The sequence below is a fragment of the Arthrobacter sp. TJ-58 genome (genome assembly GCF_058269295.1).
The window spans coordinates 326,969-345,634 of sequence record NZ_JBZCNM010000002.1 but is presented as its reverse complement, the minus strand read 5'-3'; the positions used below and the strand labels follow the sequence as shown (position 1 = coordinate 345,634).

The window sequence follows — 18,666 nt, the reverse complement described above, 5'->3', positions numbered from 1 at the left end:
TCATGGCGTCCTCTCAGAGCAGCTATCGACGGCGACAAGGCCAGCCTAGCTCCAGGGGGTATTGGCCACGTCCCGCCGGGGCGCGTCTTTGGGCCCGACGGGACGTGGGTACCGGCTGCACGCCTGCCTCAGTACGCCCGAACCCGCTGCTCGACAACCAGGTGGATGAGCGCAAAGGTCTTGTCCTCATCAATGGCTCGAAGCGCAGCCTCCACAGCGGCGGGAACATCGGCGTCGTGTTCCACCTTGATGCCGAACCCGCCAAAGGCCTGGGCCATGAGTGCGAACTCGGGGTTTTTCAGCTGAGTGCCCGAGATCCGGTTCGGATAATGGCGTTCCTGGTGGGTGCGGATGGTGCCATATTCCCGGTTGTCCATCACGATCACCAGCGGGGTTGCCCCGTATTGGGCGGCAGTGGCCAGTTCCTGGCCGTTCATCAGGAATTCGCCGTCGCCGGCGATGGTCACGACGCGCCGGCCAGGATACGTCAGCGACGCTGCGACGGCCGAGGGAACGGAGTAGCCCATGGAACCGTTGCGGGCGCTGACCATGGAGGCGTAACTCCTGGTGGGGAAATAGCGGTGGGCCCAGTTGGTGTGCTCACCTGCGCCCAGGGTGATCATGGCGTCGTTCGGCAGCGTCGGCACCAGATGGGCCATCAGGGTGTCCATCCGGGCCTGACCCGTCCCGGGAGCGGCCGGCGGCAGGGCGGAGAAGGTCTCCTGTTCGCGGCGCATGCGGGAGGTCCAGGCCTTCCACTCATCCCTGACCGGCAAATCCATCAGCACCAGGTCACGGACAAAGACGTCCGGCTTGGCGACGATTTGGTAGGAAACAGGTCCGGACCGGCCCCGCATGGAGGGGTCAATCGTGACGAGGAAGTTCTTGTTGGTCCAGTCCTGGCGCACCAGGAAACCGTCAGTGATCACATCGCCGGGCACGGTGCCGACGAAGACCAGCAGATCGGTCTCTTCCAACAGGTCATAGGTCGGCTTCGGCCGGCCGTACCCGATCGGGCCCACGTATGAGGGTGAGTCGAACGGCACCGTGCCTTCGCACCGCCACTCGGCGGCGGCCGGGAGGTGGTGTTCCTCCAGCCACCGGGTGAGGGCGTCCGCTCCTTCCTGCGTCCAGTCGTTGCCACCGGTGACAAACAGCGGTTTGTCGGCTTCCCTCAGGGCGGCTTTCAGGGCTTTCCAGTCCGTCACGGTCATGCCGCCCGGGGCAACGGGAATCGGCGGATGCAGCACTGCGCTGATCTCCTGCCGGATGATGTCCTCCGGAAGCCCGACGACGACGGGGCCCGGACGGCCGCTCATGGCGGCGAAGATCGCTTCGGCCACAATTTCGGACGCCCGCTCGGCGTGGTCCAGCACCATCACGCGCTTGGCTCCGGTGCCGAACCAGGCCTTGATGTCGAATTCCTGAAACGCTTCACGGTCCCGGTGCTCAAACGGAATCAGGCCCACGAAAAGCACCATGGGCGTGGAGTCCTGCCAGGCCGTGTGCAGGCCAACGTGCGCGTTGGCGGCACCCGGCCCGCGGGTGACCATGGCGATGCCCGGCAACTGCTGCATCTTGCCGGCGGCCTCGGCCATGTAAGCGGCCCCGCCCTCGTGCCGGCACACGATGGTTTCAATCGGCGAGTCGGCCAGACCGTCCAGCACATCCAAGAAGCTCTCGCCGGGAACCACATAGGTCCGTTCCACCCCGTGGGCAGCCAGCGAATCGACAATCACATGGCCGGCCGACTTGGTGGCCCGGGAGGCGGTTGCAGCCATCGAGGGATCAGGCACGCGGGAAAGGGAGGATGCCTGAGGCAGCACTGACGTCATTGTCATCTAGTCGCTTTCGTTGCTCGGATACATCGGTCTATGCCGCCATGTTCTCGACGGCTGGTGTTGCCCCTTGTCGCAGCACATGCGGCGGGGGCCAGGGTGGGATCATCGTAACTGCCGCGCCGGCAGCGCGGGGAAGTGTGCCGATGGCCGGGATCACAGGCTGCGCGTCAGGGCGCCCGAATTATCCGGCGCCGCACGGCTGCTTAACGAGCAGAAGCGGGAACTCTGCGGTTCCCGCTTCTGCTTCCCGCCGACTCTGCCGCTAGTCGGTGACGCCAGCCTTCGCCTTATCCGGCTGTTCCTTCTCCGGATGCTGCATGCCGTCCGTGTACCACTCGGTCAGCGCCGGGTCGTCGCTCTCAAAACCGGCACCGGCACCCTCTTCCTCCGGCACGTGGGCGGCGCCGAACACAAAGTCGTCGCCGTGTTCGTCGATGCCGCGGCGCACGCCGCCCTTGATGGCCTCCAGCGCGTAACGGCGGCGGATCATGAGCGGATCATTCCGAAGGTCTTTGCCCCAGGAGATCATGACGCCAATCAGGATGACCACAAACGGCAGGGCGAACGTGACCATGATGGATTGAAGCCCGGACAGGGCATTGCGTCCGCCGGCCAGCAGCAGGAACATGGCGATCAGGCCCAGGGCTGCACACCAGACAATGGTGACCGGCTTTGACGGCACGGCCCGGCCGGACTGGGACATTGACCCCATGACGTTGCCGGCGGAATCGGCCGCGGTGACAAAGAAAACGAGGATGGCCAGCAGGCCGATGACGCTGGTCACCGAGCTGAAGGGGAGGTTGCCCAGCAGGTCGAACATGACGTTCTCCCCTGATCCTTCAACTTCCATGTCCTCGCCGTTCATGTTCATCCAGATGGCGGTGCCGCCGAAGACCGTGAACCAGACAACAGAGATGGCCGAGGGAACAAAGATCACCACGGTGACGAACTGCCGCAGGGTACGGCCCTTGGAAATCTTGGCAATGAACATGCCCACGAACGGCGACCAGGAAATCCACCAGGCCCAGTACAAGGTGGTCCAGGCCGTCAGGTATTCCTCTTCCACTTCGCCCTGGCTTGCGGAGACCGACAGCATGTCCGTCATGTTTCCGGCAAACGAGATGAGTGAGGACGGCAGCAGGTCCAGCAGGAAGAACGTTGGTCCGGCCACGAGGACAAAAACAGCAAGCAGAATCACCAGGGCCATGTTGGTGTTTGACATCAGCCGGATGCCCTTTTTGATGCCGGCCACGGCGGAGATGGTGAAAACAGCGGTGAGGAGGCAGATGGCTACGACGACGAAGCCGTTGCCCAGTTCCTGGCCCGTGATGATCGAGGTTCCGGTCCGGATCTGGAGCGCCCCGATGCCCAGCGAGGTTGCCGTGCCGAAGAGGGTGACCAGGACGGCCATGATGTCGATGGCCTTGCCCAGGACCCGGTTGTTGCCGTTCGGGAAGACCGGTTCAAAGAGCGAAGAGATCAGCGGCAGCCGCCCGCGGCGGAACGCGGCGTAGGCCAGGGCGCCGCCCACCAGGGCGTAAATGCACCAGGCAAGGGTGGCCTGGTGCAGGAAGGAATCCGTCATGGCCGGAAGGACGGCCTCCGAGGTGCCCGCCTCGGCGTCTGTGGACGGCGGCGGGGACAGGAAGTGGCTCAGCGGTTCCATCGGCCCGTAGAAAATGAGTCCGATGCCCAGGCCGGCGGCGAACAGCATGGAGATCCACGAAGCCGTGGAGTACTCCGGGGTGCTGTCGTCCGCGCCGAGGCGAATGTTGCCGGTGGGGCTGTAGCCGACCACCAGCATGAACAGCACGATTGCAACCACTGTGGCGTTGAACAGCCAGCCGAAGTGGGTGACCACCCAGCCCTGCATTGAGGTGCCCACCAGGTTGAGGTTGTCCGGGGCCAGGATGGCCCAGGCAAGGACCGCCGCCGTTACGGCCAGCGCGATGACGAAAACGCTGCGCCGGGTCGGAAAGCTGGCTCCGGTGTCCTCGACACTGATGCCGGGGACCAACCCGGGGTGAATGCCGAAGGAGGATTCAGAGGCGGCGTGGCGCAGCGCTTTTTTCATTCGGTCTACGGGCCGTCCGGCGGGCCTGCGTTCCGCAGCACCGGAACCGGATGACCTGTCAGTGCCGCCGGACAACTGGCTTGGCCGTGTTGGGTCAGAATTCATAACGTACGACAATAGCGCATGCATTGCAATTCATAACAATTCCGGTGAATTACATCGCGTCATTTAGCAATAGAACAATCCCCGCCATAGCATTCAATTCACGGTAATACTAATTACTTTCCTGCAAGGATGGGTGCCATACTTTCACGCATATAATCCGCGATCTCGCTTTGGGTGACGGCAACATCAAGCACAAAGAGCCCCTCGGCCCCGGCAGCGAGCCATTCCTTGAGCACCTGAAGGTCCGCAAGGGAATGCATTTTCACGCCCTGGGCACCCAGGGACCGGCCCAGGGCGCTAAAGTCCACCTCCGGAATTTGCATTGCCGTATCGTCGAGGCCCCGCGCCGCGTACTGATGGATTTCCGCACCGTACGCCGCATCATTGAAGATCACCATCACTCCGCTCGGAATGGCCCGGACGGCTGACTCAAGGTCCGCCAGCGCCATCAGGGCGCCGCCGTCGCCGGCGATCAGCACCGTGGTGCGGTCCGGGCGGGCCGCTGCCGCCCCTACGGCAGCGGGGATTCCCAAACCGATGGACTGGAAAGCCGTGCCCACCATCATGAGGCCCTGCGGGTCGGGCGCCTCGCAATACATGGGAATCCAGCCGCAGAAATGCCCGCCGTCCTGAACGATGGTTCGCTCGGCGGGCAGCAGGGCATCAAGCTGCTGCGCCACGGCACGGGGATTCAGCCGCCCGTCTGCTGCAAATTCATCCGCCGGCTGGTCGTGTGCAAAGGACTCGGTGCATACCTCCGGGTGCTGGCTCCGCCAGCCCCCGTCCACCGCGGAGACTGCAGCAGTGAGGGCCGAAGCCAGTTCCCGGGCGTCCGCCTGCACAAAACGGGTGACCCGCTCGTGGGTGGCCTCGTTGAGTTCATCAACCTGGATAATCTCGGCATCGTCCGCAAAGAGGGACCCGTAGCGCGTCTGGAAGGCGTTGAGGCTGGCCCCCAGAACAAGAATGAGGTCGGCCGACCGCATGAGGTGCAGCGGTCCGCTCCGCGCAAACCCTCCGGCAATGCCCAGGTCCCAGGGCGTGGCCAGGCTGTTGCGGGCCATAACGGAGGTGGCAAAGAGCGCACCGATTTTATCGCCCAGTTCTACGATCGCCGGCCCTGCCCCGGAGATTACGGAGCCGTTGCCGGCCAGGATCATCGGCCGGCGGGACCGGTTCAGCAGCGAGGCAAGCTGTTCGACGACGGCGGCGTCCGGCACCGCACGCTCACCCGGTTCCTGCGGTGCAGCCGGCTCCTGGGTTTCCGCAACCGCATTGGAGAGATCGTAGGGAATGGACAGGATGACCGGACGCCGTTCAGTGCGTGCCGTCGTGAAGGCCTCCTCGGTCAGGCGCGCGGCATTGCGTGCGGTGACGGTGAGGGTCTGGACGCCCAGCCCGCGGGCGACCATCAGCTGGTCAATGTCCCACGGCCGGGGGCCGGAGGTCGGGGCCTCGCCGATCACCAGGACCAGGGGGGTGCGGGCCTTGGCCGCCTCGGTGAGTGCGGTCAGGGAGTTGGTGAAGCCGGCGCCGTAGGTCACGGTGGCCGCTGCAATTTTGCCCGACGCCCGGTAATAGGCGTCAGCCATGGCCACGGTTCCGGCTTCATGCCGGGCGCTGATGTACGGCAGGCCCCGGGCCGTGAGGTTGGCCGTGAAAAACGCGTTGCCGTTGCCCATCAGGCCAAAAAGCACCTCGGTGTGCCGCATGCACACTTCAGCGACGACGTCGGATACGTTCAGATGTTCTGTCATGTCAGGTCCTTGGCGGGTTAGGGCAGGGGCGCCAGCAGCGCGGTTGCCTGCCGGGCCACCGCCAGGATCCTGTTGTTGGCTTCCGCATCACCAATGGTGATGCGGATGCCTTCGCCGGGAAACGCGCGGATGGAAAGGGCATTGTTCTCAAAGAGTTCGGCCAGCGTGCCGGTGTGGTCCCCGCTCTGGAGCCAGAGGAAATTCGCTTCCGAGGGCAGGACGGGCAGTCCGGCTTCCATTAGGGCGGCGTACACCCGCCCGCGTTCCGAAACAAGCGTGTCAATCCGCTCCTGGAGCTCATCTTCGGCCCGCAGCGATGCCAGCCCGGCTTCCTGGGCCAGCGCCGTGACACCAAACGGCACGGCCACCTTGCGCAGTGCAGTGACCAGGCCCGGTGCGGCGACGGCATACCCCAGGCGCAGCCCGGCCAGCCCGTAGGCCTTGGAAAAAGTGTGGAGCACGGCAACATTGGAATACTTGCGGAACATATCGATTCCAACGGCGGTGTCCTCCGCGCGATTGAAGTGGAGATAGGCCTCATCCAGCACCACAAGAATGCTGGAGGGAACAGCCTGGAGGAAGGATTCCACGGCGTCGGCGCTGAGCACATTGCCCGTGGGGTTGTTCGGATTGCAGACAAAGATCACCCTGGTTTTCGGAGTGACCGCGGCAGCCATTGCGGCCAGGTCATGGCCGCCGTCCGGACCCAGCGGTATGGGCTGCGGGATGGCTCCGGCTGCCGTAACCAAAAGCGGATAGGCCTCAAAGGACCGCCAGGCGAACATCACCTGGTCGCCCGGATTGGTTGCCGCGTGGATGATCTGGCTGGCGACTTCAACGGATCCGGTGCCAAGGGCTATGTTCTCCGGCTCCACCGCCCACCGAGCCGCAAGGGCGCCGGTGAGTTCTTCCGCAGCGATCTCCGGGTAGAGGTTGATGCCGGATACGGCCCGGGTCACGGCCTGCACAACGGAGGGAAGCGGCGGATAGGGATTTTCATTTGAGGAGAGCTTGAAAGCCTTCAAACCGCCTACATCCGCGGGGGTCTTCCCCTGACGGTAGGACGGAAAGTTCTCGAGCCCGGCACGGTGCGGGATGTTCATGGTTCTCCTCATGGACCGGAGCTGAAGGGTAGACGCAGCGCCAGCGCGCTTCCCGATGAGGGTAGGGAAGGGCTGTTCCATAAACAAGCTGCCTAGGTAGCACCGAACAATCTGCCAGTCGAAGGAACCCTTTACCTCTGCTTTTATGTACAAATTGTCTAGCTTGTCCCGGCAAAGTTGCTCATGGCCCCATTAGTGATTAGCGTCACCCCGGGACTGCCAGCGTTGTACATTCCCCGGCAAAGGGCGTGTGGCTGTCATTTCCATCATTCGAAGCGGAGCTTCTTCGCTTCCTGACGCTTGTGAGGCATCTGCATGACCACCGCTGATACGAAACCCGGCACCGCACTCCGCGAGCCGCGGTCCGGACTGGGACGATCCATGAGTTCCCGCCAGCTGACCATGATGGGTCTTGGCAGCGCCATTGGTGCCGGACTGTTCCTGGGATCCGGGGTGGGCGTCCAGGCAGCCGGGCCCGCCGTGCTGATTTCCTATCTTGTGGCCGGAGCACTCGTCATTATTGTGATGCAGGCCCTGGGCGAGCTGGCAGCAGCGAACCCCAGCTCGGGTGCATTCTCCGTCTATACGGAAAAGGCCTTTGGAAAGACGGCAGGTTCGGCCGTTGGCTGGCTGTGGTGGTTCCAGCTTGTTGTAGTGATTGCGGCTGAAGCAATCGGCGCTGCCGGCCTGCTCGCCTCGGTCTTCCCCAGCCTGCCGGTCTGGCTGATGGCACTGGCTTTCATCGCCGTCTTCTCCCTCATCAATGTGGCGGGAGTGAAGAACTACGGTGAATTCGAGTTCTGGTTTGCGATCCTCAAGGTCGCTGCCATTATTACGTTCCTGTTGATTGGAGCCGCCCTGATCTTCGGTTGGCTGCCCAACTCCTCTTCCCCCGGGCTCGGCAATCTTGTGGGGAACGGCGGATTTGCGCCGGCCGGGCTGCCGGGGATCGCGTCGGCCCTCCTTGTGGTGGTCTTTGCCTTCGGCGGCACGGAGATCGTAAGCGTTGCCGCAGCCGAAACCGCTGACCCCGTCCGCAGCGTGGGCAAAGCCATCAAGACCGTTGTGTGGCGGATCCTGGTGTTCTACATCGGCTCGCTTGCTGTCATCGTCACCGTGGTCCCCTGGGATTCCGAAGCGCTCGACTCTCCCTTCGCCGCCGTCCTGGCCATCGCCCGGATCCCGGGAGCGGAGACCGCAATCGTCCTGGTCGCCGCCGTCGCCCTGCTGTCCGCGCTGAACGCCAATCTCTACGGGGCGTCCCGGATGAGTTACTCGCTGGCCGAGCGCGGCGACGCGCCCAAGGCGCTGCTGCGGCTCAATAAGGCAAAGGCTCCCGTCCTGGCCGTCCTCGCGTCGGTGGCGGTTGGTGTGGTGTCCACGGTGCTGGAACTCTTCTTCCCGGACCGGGTCCTTCCCACCCTGCTGAACCTGGTCGGATCCACGATCCTTTTGGTGTGGGCCTCGGTTCTTCTGTCCCAGTTTGTGCTCCGCCGCCGGGCCGACCGTTCCGGCCAGGAGCTCAAGCTGAGGATGAGTGCTTTCCCCTATCTGACCGTCGCCGGAATCGTGCTTTTGGCAGCCATTCTGGTGCTGGCTTGCTTCGACTCAGCGGCCAGGACGCAGCTGCTGTCCACCGTAGCCCTCACCGGGTGTATCGCCGTCGTCTGCAAACTGGCGCACACCTCCCGTGCCCGGAAGATGCAAACCGTCAGGAACTAGGCACTGCCTGCCGGGCCCGCCCTCCCTGCGCGGGCCCGGCAGCCGCCAGCCCAAGCGTTGACTCAGGGCCGTGCCCTCCCTAGGCTTGCGGCCAAGCCGGAGCGGCGCCCCAGTCCCTCCGCGTCCGGCCCTTCCTACGGCTGTCAGAGAGGGAACCCATGCCGCTCTACTCCTACCGCTGCCCAAACTGCGTCGATTTTGACGTCCTGTTGGCGATGGGCGACGCCGTCGGTTCCGTTTCCTGCCCTGCCTGCGGAGCGCCTTCCCGCCGGCGGTACACCGCCGCGCATCTTTCCAGCAGTTCCTCCGGTGCCTACCGGCTCATCGAGGCTACGGAACGCTCCGCGGCCGAGCCCGCCGTCGTCCGCTCACCAGCAGGCAGCGCCGGCAAAGCCCGCGGCATCACCACCAATCCGCTCCATCGAAAGCTGCCCCGTCCCGACTGATCCGCGCCGCCCTTCCACTCGTATGAGGAGTAGCCATGCCCAAGACCGTCTTTCCCCTTGATTCGTCGAAGAAGTTCGAGGACCAGGAAAAGTTGGGACACAACCGCTGGCACCCCGAGATTCCGCCGGTGGCCGTGCTGAAACCCGGGGAATCCTTCCGCGTGGACTGCCGCGAGTGGTTCGACGGGGCCATCGTCAACGACGATTCAGCCGAGGACATCCTCAACGCGCCCCTGCTCACGGTCCACAAGCTCAGCGGCCCGTTTGCCGTGGAGGGCGCCAAGCCCGGCGACCTGCTGGTGGTGGACATCCTCGATGTTGGACCCATTCCGCAGGAAGACAGCGGCCCGCTGGCCGGCCAGGGCTGGGGCTACACCGGGATCTTCGCGCGTGAAAACGGCGGCGGTTTCCTGACCGAGCAGTTCCCCGACGCTTACAAAGCCATCTGGGATTTCAACGGCCAGACGGCGACGTCCCGGCATGTACCCGCTGTCTCCTTCACCGGACTGATCCATCCCGGGCTGATGGGGACCGCGCCGTCGGCCGCTCTGCTGGCAAAGTGGAACAAGCGCGAAGGGGACCTGATCGCCACGGACCCGCACCGGGTGCCGCCGCTGGCGCTGCCGCCGGAGGCCGAGCATGCGGTGCTTGGCGCCCTGCCGCGCGACCAGTGGGGTCGCGTCGGAGCCGAGGCCGCGCGCACCGCTCCGCCGCGGGAAAACGGCGGCAACCAGGACATCAAGAACCTCTCCAAGGGCAGCAGGATCTTCTATCCGGTGTTTGTGGACGGCGCCAACCTCTCCGTCGGTGACCTCCACTTTTCCCAGGGGGACGGCGAGATCACCTTCTGCGGCGCCATTGAGATGGGCGGCTTCATCGATCTGCGCGTGGACATCATTAAAGACGGGATGGACACGTACGGAGTTCAGGAGAACGCGATCTTCATGCCGGGAAACGTGGAGCCCCAGTTCAGCGAATGGATTGCGTTCTCCGGCACCTCGGTGACGCTCGACGGCGAGCAGCGCTACCTCGACTCGCACCTGTCCTACCAGCGGGCGTGCCTGCACGCGATCGATTACCTGACCAAGTTCGGCTACAGCCCGGAGCAGGCCTATCTGCTGCTCGGCGCCGCACCGATCGAGGGGCGGCTTTCGGGTGTCGTGGACATTCCGAACTCATGCTCCACCGTCTACATACCGACGTCGATCTTTGATTTTGATGTGCGGCCCTCAGCCTCCGGGCCGTTCCAGATCGATCCCGGCATCGGCGCGCCGCGGGCCGGCAGCCGGTAAGGAACCTCCCAGTCCGAGGTTCCGGCACCAGGACTGCACGGCCGCGTTCCACATCTCGGGAGCGGCGTTCCACTCCAGTGTGTGATGGGCGCCTTCGAATTCCACAAGTTCCGCACTCCGGCTTTGCCGGGACGCGAATGCCCGGGAGAGCTCCACAGGTACGGAGCGGTCCTGAGCGCCATGGAAGATTAGTGTCGGAATATTCGAAGGCTTATCCAGACGGGTTCCGGGCATATCCTGCCACCGGAGCACTGGCTCCCCCGGCGGACGAACCAGGTTGACGGTGTGCGGCAGCCAGCGTGCCAGGAATCCGGGGCAGCCTGCACGCCGCAGCTGCGCTGCAATGATCCCGGGCCAGTCCAGCGCCGGTGATATCAGGAGGACACCCGACGTGCTTTCCGCCGGGTGCTGCTCAACGGTGCGCAGCACGATGGACGCGCCCAGGGACCAGCCCGCAAACAGGATCCTGCGGGCACCGTGGTCCAGTGCGTAGCGTCGCGCGGCTTCAATGTCCTTCCATTCGCTGGCGCCCAGATGGCTGCGGCCCGGCGCCGGCGACAGGTCCAGCGACGTGCGGTACGCAGGCAGCAGCGAGGTGTAGCCCAGGGCGGCGAAGGCCGCCACGCCGCGCAGACACTGGCTGCGGGAACTGCCCAGCCCATGTACATGAATGACCCACACATCTGTGCTTCCCGACGACGACGGCGGCGGAATAACCCAGGCCGGAAGCCCCTGAATCAACGTGTCCTCAGCGGCAATTCCGAAATCGGCCGGAGTTTCACCCAGGTGGCCGCTGAGCCGGCCCGATCCGTCCCGAACAATTCGTGCGGCGTTCCCCCTCTCGACCATCCGCCGCGCCACTCGGCCGACAGCGGGCGGGCCGAGTACAACCAACTCACCGCCGGAGGCGGCACGCATACTCAACCGCCCGGGATGTGCACCGAATCCACTGGGATCAAAGTCCAGATACTCCTGCTCACCGCTCGTCCCATGTCCGCGGATCGCCACCAGCTTCCGGCCGGGACCTGCATCAGTGGCTTTGGCCCGGATTATCGAACCTGCCGCTGCGGGAAGGCAAACGGCACCAAGGACGACGGCCAGAACGGCCAGATGCGGCCGCGCCATCAGACGGGCCGCCCCTGCTTTAGGCACAGCGCCTCGGCCTCATCCACAACGCTCCGATGCGCGGCCGACAGCTGCCTGCCGCGGTTCTCGGCGAGGTCCATCCAGTCATGGATTTCGATCACCAGGCGGTGAATCGTATCAGCGGTACCCCGCGTGCTTTTTCGGCTCCGGGCAGTGACGGTCCGGGCAGTGGTTCCCACCAAGCTGACGGCGGGCGACTGAGCCACGGTGCCAAGCCAAATTTGCGTCAGCTGCGGCTCCAGGACCCTGATCCTGCGCCGGATGCTGAGATCACTGAAGATCCGGCACATCGGGGCGACCGCCAGGCCCGCGGAGAGCAGCACCACGGTCGCCGGGTTGGATACGTCATACACGGATCCGGCAGCCTGCCTGAGCTCCTCGTTGCCGCTCACGTTTGCCCCGTCCATAATCAGCACTGAAAGGGACAAGACGACTCCGGCGACACAGCCCAGGGCAATAATTCGAAATCCTGCCCGGAAGCGTTTGCGCCTCATCTTCGGCACATTCCGCCAGCAGGTGATGAGCGTTCCCACCATCACCGCCAGGATATAAAGGTACTGAATTCCGGAGTAGACGGCGGCTGCCGGCTGGTGGCCGTAGTCCAGCATGAAAGAGGCCGACGGATAGGGATCATCAATGAAATAGAAGCTCACTCCCATAATGACAACCGTGGCCACAGCAGCACGCCGTATCCACAACTCTTCCCTGCTGCTTAACGCGTCAGCGGACCTTGCCCCGCGGGCAATCGCCCGAGACAGGTAATAGACTCCGAAAATCAGCAGGACGTTGGCCGCCAGGTCCAGCCCGTTGGGCCAGGGCAATTCATGTGCTGCCCACAGGTACAGCCCGTCGATGTTGGTGGTCAGTGACGCGGCGATGACTATGGCCGCCTTCAGCATGGTGTTGTCCGGCCGGGATCCGGCCCGAAGTGCCAGCGTCACCACAAGCAGCCACATGAACAGGGCGACTATCAGGGCGTTCACTCGAAGTACATCTCATAGCGGCAGATCTCACGGTTGGATTCGCGGATTGCTGCGGCCAGCAGGTCGGCTAGATGTTCTGCCGCAGCTTCCAGGTCGGAGCGGAAGTCACCGCGTGCCAGGGCTTTGGCCACCATCTCACCGGAGAGTTCCCGGAAAACACTGACTCCCTGCCAGGTTGCCTCTTGGTATTCGTCATGCCGGAGAATCATGTGCGAGAGTTCGTGCAGAATCATCTGCTGGCGGTGCAGCTTTCCCCGGGCCGCAGAGTGGTAGACAACATCCGTATGTTCACGCGGAATCCAGAGACCGCAAATAGTCTTTCCGGAGAGGTTTTCACTCTGAACAATCTTGATGGGGCGTCCGCGAAGTTCTTCGATGTGACCGATGAGGGATTCCAAAGTTACATGAGCGGGCAATTGAAGGCCGCTAAACGCAGCTCCGGCCGTTTCTCGCACATCTTTGTCCATGGGTTCCTCAGTAATCCGAATATTCAAGGTCCTACGGTAAAAGTGTAGTTGCGCACTTGTTCCAATGCTTTACTTTCACATATGGAAGAAACACCGGGACAGCGCAGCGAACCGCATGAAGGCGGTGTGGCGGAACGTTTGAACTAGCTTCGTGCCGCAGTCCTTGGCGCGAATGACGGAATTGTGTCGACGGCGGCAACGGTGGTGGGCGTCGCCGGTGTTACGAACACCCTCGCTCCCATCCTGGTGGCAGGGACAGCTGCGGTTGTTGGCGGTTCGGTGTCGATGGCGCTCGGGGAATACGTCTCGGTCAGCAGCCAGCGCGACAGCCAAGAGGCATTGATTGAAAAGGAACGCCAGGAGCTGCGGGAAGACCCCGAGGGGGAACTGCTTGAGCTGGCCGGCCTCTATGAGCAGAAGGGGCTCTCTCCGGCGACTGCCCGCCTGGTTTGCGGACGAATTGACCGACCATGACGCCCTCGCAGCGCATCTCGCCGTGGAGCTGAACATCGATGAACTCGAAGTGGTCAACCCGTGGCATGCAGCGTTCGCGTCAGCCGGTGCGTTTGCGGCCGGGGCCGTTCTGCCGCTGCTGGCCATCCTCCTCATGCCGGCGGGAATCCGCATTCCCGTGACGTTCATCGCGGTCCTTGCGGCCCTTGCCATCACAGGTGCCGTCAGTGCCCGGGTGGGCGGCAGCTCGCGTCGCCGGGCCGTGGCCCGCCTCGTCATCGGGGACGCGCTGGCGATGGCTTTCACCTATCTGGTGGGAACGCTGCTGGGAACCACCGGCATCGCCTAGCCAGGAGAACGAACAAACAACTCTGGGTGAGGCCAGGCACGGGAGATGGATCTCACGGCGGCCCGTCCCCTGAAGTCAACGCAGCACTGACCACGGCATCCGCGGCTTGCAGTCCCACGTCGGCTGCCGTCTCCGTGTCCGCCCCGCGGAGGAGCATTCCCAGCACTCCGGTGTAAACCAGCACCAGCTGCCCTGCCAAAGCATCCGCATTGTCGGCACCGGCCACCGGGACTGCCAGTTCCCTCAGCCGCGCCTCCAGCAGGTCCGTGTCACTGGACAAGGCGTCGTCCAGGGCCTGCCCGGGACGCGGCGACTCGGCCGCCACCCCGAGAAAGGCGCACCACCGGGCAGCCGTCACGCTGGCCCGATAGTGCTTCAGGGCGGGAAAGACGGCCAGCAGCCGCTCCCTGGGCGTGGATGCGTCGGCTATCTCCTGCTGCCATGCCTCATCCCAGCGCTCCAAACGCCGCTGCAGGGCCTGAACAATAAGCCCTTCCTTGTTGCCAAAGTGTGCATAAAGGGTGGCCGGCGCAACATTGGCACGTCTAAGAATCTCATCCACCGGCGTAGCGGCGACTCCCTGTGTGAAGGCAAGCTCTTCCGCTGCATCAAGCAGACGCTGGCGGGGGCCGGGTTGTGCAGTCATCTTCCAATGCTATAACGTTCGTTTCAATGAAACGATCGTTACAGCCTCTCCAGCAGCAGGCAGGTCCGATGTTCACGGTCGGCGCCGCCGCCCTGATCGCGGCCACGTACGGCTTGGCCCGCCTCGGGTACGGGCTCTTCCTTCCTGTCTTTTCGACGGCATTCACCCTGACGCCCCTGGCGGGAGGATTGCTCGCCTCCGGGACCTCGGTGCTGTACTGCGCATCTGCCGCCCTCGGCTTCCGCTACGCACCGGCAAGACCCCGGCCCGTGGTCCTTCTGGCCGGAATGACGGCCACGCTGGGCAGCGCGGGAATCGCCGTCGCACCGGACACCGGCCTGTTTGTTGGAGCAGTTCTGCTGGCAGGCATGGGCGCAGGTTTCGCCTCGCCCGGGCTGGTGGAACTGGTGCAGCGCAACATCAGGAGTTCCGAGCAGGATCGGGTCCAATCAGTGGTGAACTCCGGCACCGGGTTTGGAGTCATTGCCGCCGGTATCCTCGCCCTGGCAGTGGGTCAGATGTCCTGGCGTCTGGCCTGGTGGTTCATTGCGCTGCTCGCACTGACGTCAATGGTCACGGTGCTTCGTGCAGACACCTCCCGGGACCGGTCCGGCCCGGCTGCTGAGCCCGCCCCGGACCGGGCGGTGCGGCTCGGGGGCAGCATAGGCGGCCTGCGCCATCCAGCAGCGGCTGCCTTTGTCTTCGGGATCGGCTGCGCCGCGGTGTGGGTGCACGGCCGCGCCCTCCTTGAAGAACGCGGCGGCCTGGCCACCGGTGAGTCCGCGGCTGTCTGGATTGCCCTGGGATTCGGTGGAGCCGCCGCCGTCTTCACCGCCCCGTGGCTGGCGAGGCACGCCCTCCGGGTTACCTGGCCGGCAACCGTTATTGCGACGGCTTTCGCAACCGCCCTCTTTGCCCTGGCTCCGCAGAACCTCGTTGCCGGCTTTGCTGCAGCCGCCCTGTTTGGGCTTTCCTATACGGCGGCAACATCCGTCCTCATTATCTGGGCCGCACAGGTATCACCGAGCAGCGCTGCCGGGACATCCGTCCTGTTCATGAGTCTCGTCTTGGGGCAGTCCGCCGGATCAGCGGTGACCGGTGCGCTGATCCAACCGGCGGGTTACGGCACAGCATTCCTTCTTGCCGCCGGCGTGTGCGCCGCAAGCATTCTGGGGCGCAGGCCGCAGCAGCCGCAGGCCCGAGCACGCTAAGGGGCAAGAGGATTCCCGCCCCTTAGCGTGCGCCCCGAATCACCATTCGGCGCGCGTCCGCGCCGGGTCTCCGGAGGTTATTTCTGTGCCGCCCAGGCGGCGTAGCTGCCGTCCAGTTCGACGACGTCGTACCCGGCGCGGCGCAGGCCGCTGGCCGCCACGGAATTCCGTACGCCGCTCTGGCAGTAGGTCACGATGGTCCCGCTCTCCGGAAGTTCGTCCAGGTGCCACAGCACGCGGCCGCCGCTGAGCTGGTGCGAGCCCGGAATGTGTCCGGCCGCGTGCTCGGTGCGGTTCCGGACATCCAGCACCATCGCGGCGTCAAAGTCCGGAAGGTCGGACGGCTGAACCAGCGGCGGCGTGAAGGCCGGCAGCCCGTCGAGGCTGGTGACGTATCCGGCCACGTTGTCGATGCCCACGCGGACCAGATGGTCCCACAGTTCCTGCGCCTGATCCCGGCCCTCGGCCAGCAGCACCAGCGGGGACTGGTCCTTCTCGGGATCCACCACCCAGGCGCCGAAACTGGCGACGGACTTTCCGGCGGGGATGTTCAGCGCCCCGGCGACGGTGCCCTCGTGGACGCGGGCGTTGGGGCGGGTGTCCACGAAGATGGCGCGGTCAGCGGCGAGATCTCGGACGACGTCGTCCGTGGCCAGTTCCTGCAGCGGTGCCCGCTCGCCCATGACGGCCGGGCCCTGCCGGTTTTCGCGCTTCATGCGGCCAAAGTAGGCGTGCGCGTCGGGCTGACCGTCCAGCAGTTCGTCAATGAAGCCCTGCTCGTCGTTGGCCTCAAGGTACGGGCCCCACCAGGCGAAGCGGCGTTCGTAGCCGACGGTGGAGGACGGGATGGCACCCAGCGCCTTGCCGCAGGCACTGCCGGCGCCGTGGCCGGGGTGAACCTGGACATAGTCGGGCAGGGTCAGGAACTTGTCCCGCAGGCTGGCGAACAGCTGCTTGGCACCAATGAAACGGGTGTCGACGCCGCCGGCTGCTTCGTCCAGCAGGTCCGGGCGGCCGAGGTCGCCGGAGAAGATGAAGTCACCGGAGAGCAGGTAGCCCGGGGAGTCGCTGAAGGCACCGTCGGTGATCAGGAAGGACAGGTGCTCCGGGGTGTGGCCGGGGGTGTGCAGCGCCTGGACCGTAATGTTGCCGAGCTTGACGGTATCCAGATCATGCAGGCGTTCGCCGTCGAAATCGTACTGCCAGTCGGCTCCGCCTTCACCGGACACGTAGATGGCGGCACCGGTGGCCGCGGCCAGTTCCCGGGTTCCGGAAAGGAAGTCGGCATGGATGTGGGTTTCGGTGACGGCCACGATCTTCATGCCGTTGGCGGCGGCGAGATCCAGGTAACCGGCAATGTCGCGGCGGGCGTCGACGACGATCGCCTCGCCCTTGGCCTGGCAGCCGATCAGGTAGCTGGCCTGGGACAGGTCTTCGTCATAGATGCGTTCGATAAGCATGGGTTTCTCTTTCTGTGGGAATGGGAGGTTGGAACTGGTGCCCGAAGGGGCGGGCGGGGTGGGTCAGCCCGTGACGGTGCTGACAATGACCCAGGCCGCGACCAGGAAGATGAGGATCGCGAAGGCCAGGCGGACTTGCTTGTCCCTGAGCCTGCGGGCCAGCCGGGCTGCAGCGAGGGATCCGACGACGGCGGGAACCGCGAACGCCAGGGTGGTGGACCAGTCAATGCTGAATCCGGACGCGTGAGCGCTGAATCCGGCCGCGGAATTGATGACGATGATGGCCAGCGACGAACCAACAGCCTGCTTCATGCGCAGCCCGAGGAAAATCGTCAGTGCCGGAGTAATCAGGAAGCCGCCGCCTACCCCCAGCAACCCGGTGAGGGATCCAACGAGCAGACCGACGGCGATTGCCTTGGGCGCGCAAGTCCGGAAGGACCTCGAAGGCCCGGTGCTGCAGGACCCCTCGCTCTCCCTGGCGCCGGAGAGCATCCGGATTCCGGCGATGACCATAATGGCTGCAAAGGCCAGCATCAGCAGGTCCGGGTCCAGGCGGCTGCCCACTGCGGCACCGCCCCAGGATGAAGGAATGCCTGCTGCACCAACCAGGGCGACCACCGGCCAGTTCACCGAGCCGAGGATCCGCGGGATCAGTGCAGCCAGCGAGGATACCCCCACCACCAGCAGAGAGGTGGGGATTGCCTCCGCAGGGCTGAGGCCCACACCGTAGACCAGCGCCGGAACGGCGATGATGGAGCCGCCGCCGCCGACTACGCCGAGGACAATCCCGACGACCAGGCCCAGCAGAAGGGCAACAATCACGACGCCGCTGCCTCCGGGGATTTCGCGGCTGCGGACGGCAGGCTGGCGAGGACATCGTCACGGGTGGGCTCGACGGCGGCCTTTCCTGTCCCTGGCGTAGTTCCGGCCGGGGAGCAGTTTCGGGAAAGTCTTGTTTTCGAGACCGTGGCCTGTGGACCCTTTAAGGGAGCAACAGCTCCGTCGAAGGAACCGGCATGAACTCCTCCCTAAAACTGGCTGCCGCCGCTGCCGCCGGCGTTCTCACGCTCTCTGCCTGCACCAACAGTTCAGGCGAGACTGCGGAAGCACCGGTCACGGTCACCGTGTCCGCGCCAGCCGTCTCGCCGTCGGATTCTCCCGGCCCGTCCACTGTTACGAGCAGTCCGCCAAGCACCGGACCGGGCCAGGCACCAACGGTCCCACCGGCCCAGCCCCCGCAACGTCCCAAATCAGCGCTGGAGATGACGCCGCGAGAGGCTATGGATGCGGTGATGAACGGGGACATCACCATGGCCGAATACTGCGCCCGGGACACCTTCCTTACGTCCGGCGACACTCAAATGTGTTATTTCTACAACAACCCGGAACAGCAATGGCCGGCGGATTATGAGGAGCTTTCCTGGCAGGACAGCCCCACCCGGTTTACCTTTACGTATGACCAGGCCTACGCGGCCTGGCAGCAGGGCACGCCGTATTACATTGCGTTCTGCCTCAACTACGAGCCGGTTACGCCGGGCGGGGTGTCCCAGTGCGAAGGCATCCAAGCGGGAACCGTGGACGGATACACGGGCGAATACATCGGCCCCTAGG

At 64.6% G+C, this 18,666-nt stretch carries 15 protein-coding genes and 1 pseudogene; 6 read left to right on the top strand and 10 right to left on the bottom strand.

The annotated features are described in order from the left end of the window. Nucleotides 1–128: 128 nt before the first annotated feature. From AC4D2W_RS07785 to hisC, 4 genes are all read right to left on the bottom strand, one after another. A complete protein-coding gene (locus tag AC4D2W_RS07785) occupies nucleotides 129–1,781 on the bottom strand; it encodes a thiamine pyrophosphate-dependent enzyme (protein ID WP_490926816.1) in 1,653 nt (550 codons plus the stop codon). Nucleotides 1,782–2,103: 322 nt separating this feature from the next. Then, complete coding sequence (locus tag AC4D2W_RS07780) at nucleotides 2,104–3,915, bottom strand: BCCT family transporter (RefSeq protein ID WP_490926352.1); 1,812 nt, start codon at nucleotides 3,913–3,915, stop codon at nucleotides 2,104–2,106. A gap of 218 nt (nucleotides 3,916–4,133) precedes the next feature. Further along, nucleotides 4,134–5,777 (bottom strand): thiamine pyrophosphate-binding protein, encoded by a 1,644-nt coding sequence (locus AC4D2W_RS07775; RefSeq protein ID WP_490926351.1) that lies wholly within the window; start codon nucleotides 5,775–5,777, stop codon nucleotides 4,134–4,136. 17 nt (nucleotides 5,778–5,794) lie between these two features. Next, nucleotides 5,795–6,880 (bottom strand): histidinol-phosphate transaminase, encoded by a 1,086-nt coding sequence (gene hisC / locus AC4D2W_RS07770; RefSeq protein ID WP_490926350.1) that lies wholly within the window; start codon nucleotides 6,878–6,880, stop codon nucleotides 5,795–5,797. Nucleotides 6,881–7,195: 315 nt separating this feature from the next. On the opposite strand from hisC, the gene AC4D2W_RS07765 reads away from it, so the two are divergent. From AC4D2W_RS07765 to fmdA, 3 genes are all read left to right on the top strand, one after another. Then, nucleotides 7,196–8,602: an amino acid permease gene (locus AC4D2W_RS07765; protein ID WP_490926349.1), complete on the top strand. Its 1,407-nt coding sequence runs from the start codon at nucleotides 7,196–7,198 to the stop codon at nucleotides 8,600–8,602. A 158-nt stretch (nucleotides 8,603–8,760) separates the two neighbouring features. Further along, complete coding sequence (locus AC4D2W_RS07760; protein WP_490926348.1) at nucleotides 8,761–9,048, top strand: FmdB family zinc ribbon protein; 288 nt, start codon at nucleotides 8,761–8,763, stop codon at nucleotides 9,046–9,048. Nucleotides 9,049–9,083: 35 nt separating this feature from the next. Further along, on the top strand, nucleotides 9,084–10,340 hold the full coding sequence (gene fmdA, locus AC4D2W_RS07755; RefSeq protein WP_490926347.1) for a formamidase: 1,257 nt from the start codon (nucleotides 9,084–9,086) through the stop codon (nucleotides 10,338–10,340). Here fmdA and AC4D2W_RS07750 read toward each other — a convergent pair. Genes AC4D2W_RS07750 through AC4D2W_RS07740 form a run of 3 tightly spaced genes read right to left on the bottom strand, consistent with a single transcriptional unit; the run spans nucleotide 10,278 to nucleotide 12,885 of the window. Then, nucleotides 10,278–11,465 carry an alpha/beta hydrolase family protein gene (locus AC4D2W_RS07750; RefSeq protein ID WP_490926346.1) on the bottom strand — a complete coding sequence of 396 codons (1,188 nt, stop codon included), beginning with the start codon at nucleotides 11,463–11,465 and terminating at the stop codon, nucleotides 10,278–10,280. The two genes, fmdA and AC4D2W_RS07750, sit on opposite strands and share 63 nt — an antisense overlap. After that, entirely contained in the window at nucleotides 11,465–12,469 is a 1,005-nt protein-coding gene (locus AC4D2W_RS07745) for a hypothetical protein (protein WP_490926345.1), read from the bottom strand. Before AC4D2W_RS07745 ends, AC4D2W_RS07750 begins: the two co-directional genes overlap by 1 nt. Then, nucleotides 12,466–12,885, bottom strand: a complete 420-nt coding sequence (locus tag AC4D2W_RS07740; RefSeq protein ID WP_490926344.1) for a hypothetical protein — start codon at nucleotides 12,883–12,885, stop codon at nucleotides 12,466–12,468. The genes AC4D2W_RS07745 and AC4D2W_RS07740 overlap by 4 nt, the downstream gene beginning before the upstream one ends. Before the next feature lie 132 nt (nucleotides 12,886–13,017). Between AC4D2W_RS07740 and AC4D2W_RS07735 the strand changes: the two are divergent. Beyond that, a pseudogene (locus AC4D2W_RS07735) lies at nucleotides 13,018–13,738 on the top strand (VIT1/CCC1 transporter family protein). 52 nt (nucleotides 13,739–13,790) lie between these two features. Here AC4D2W_RS07735 and AC4D2W_RS07730 read toward each other — a convergent pair. Continuing rightward, the gene (locus AC4D2W_RS07730; RefSeq protein ID WP_490926343.1) at nucleotides 13,791–14,384 is read right to left on the bottom strand and encodes a TetR/AcrR family transcriptional regulator; all 594 of its coding nucleotides are present in this window, start codon (nucleotides 14,382–14,384) and stop codon (nucleotides 13,791–13,793) included. Between the two features lie 68 nt (nucleotides 14,385–14,452). Here AC4D2W_RS07730 and AC4D2W_RS07725 point away from each other — a divergent pair, with 68 nt between their 5' ends. Then, entirely contained in the window at nucleotides 14,453–15,595 is a 1,143-nt protein-coding gene (locus tag AC4D2W_RS07725) for an MFS transporter (protein WP_490926342.1), read from the top strand. A gap of 77 nt (nucleotides 15,596–15,672) precedes the next feature. Here the strand turns inward: AC4D2W_RS07725 and AC4D2W_RS07720 are convergent, their stop codons facing one another. Next, nucleotides 15,673–17,055 (bottom strand): MBL fold metallo-hydrolase, encoded by a 1,383-nt coding sequence (locus tag AC4D2W_RS07720; RefSeq protein WP_490926341.1) that lies wholly within the window; start codon nucleotides 17,053–17,055, stop codon nucleotides 15,673–15,675. Between the two features lie 63 nt (nucleotides 17,056–17,118). Beyond that, nucleotides 17,119–17,877, bottom strand: coding sequence for a sulfite exporter TauE/SafE family protein (locus tag AC4D2W_RS07715; protein WP_490926340.1), 759 nt, complete (start codon nucleotides 17,875–17,877; stop codon nucleotides 17,119–17,121). A 194-nt stretch (nucleotides 17,878–18,071) separates the two neighbouring features. On the opposite strand from AC4D2W_RS07715, the gene AC4D2W_RS07710 reads away from it, so the two are divergent. Beyond that, the gene (locus AC4D2W_RS07710) at nucleotides 18,072–18,665 is read left to right on the top strand and encodes a hypothetical protein (RefSeq protein WP_490926339.1); all 594 of its coding nucleotides are present in this window, start codon (nucleotides 18,072–18,074) and stop codon (nucleotides 18,663–18,665) included. Nucleotide 18,666: the final 1 nt, after the last annotated feature.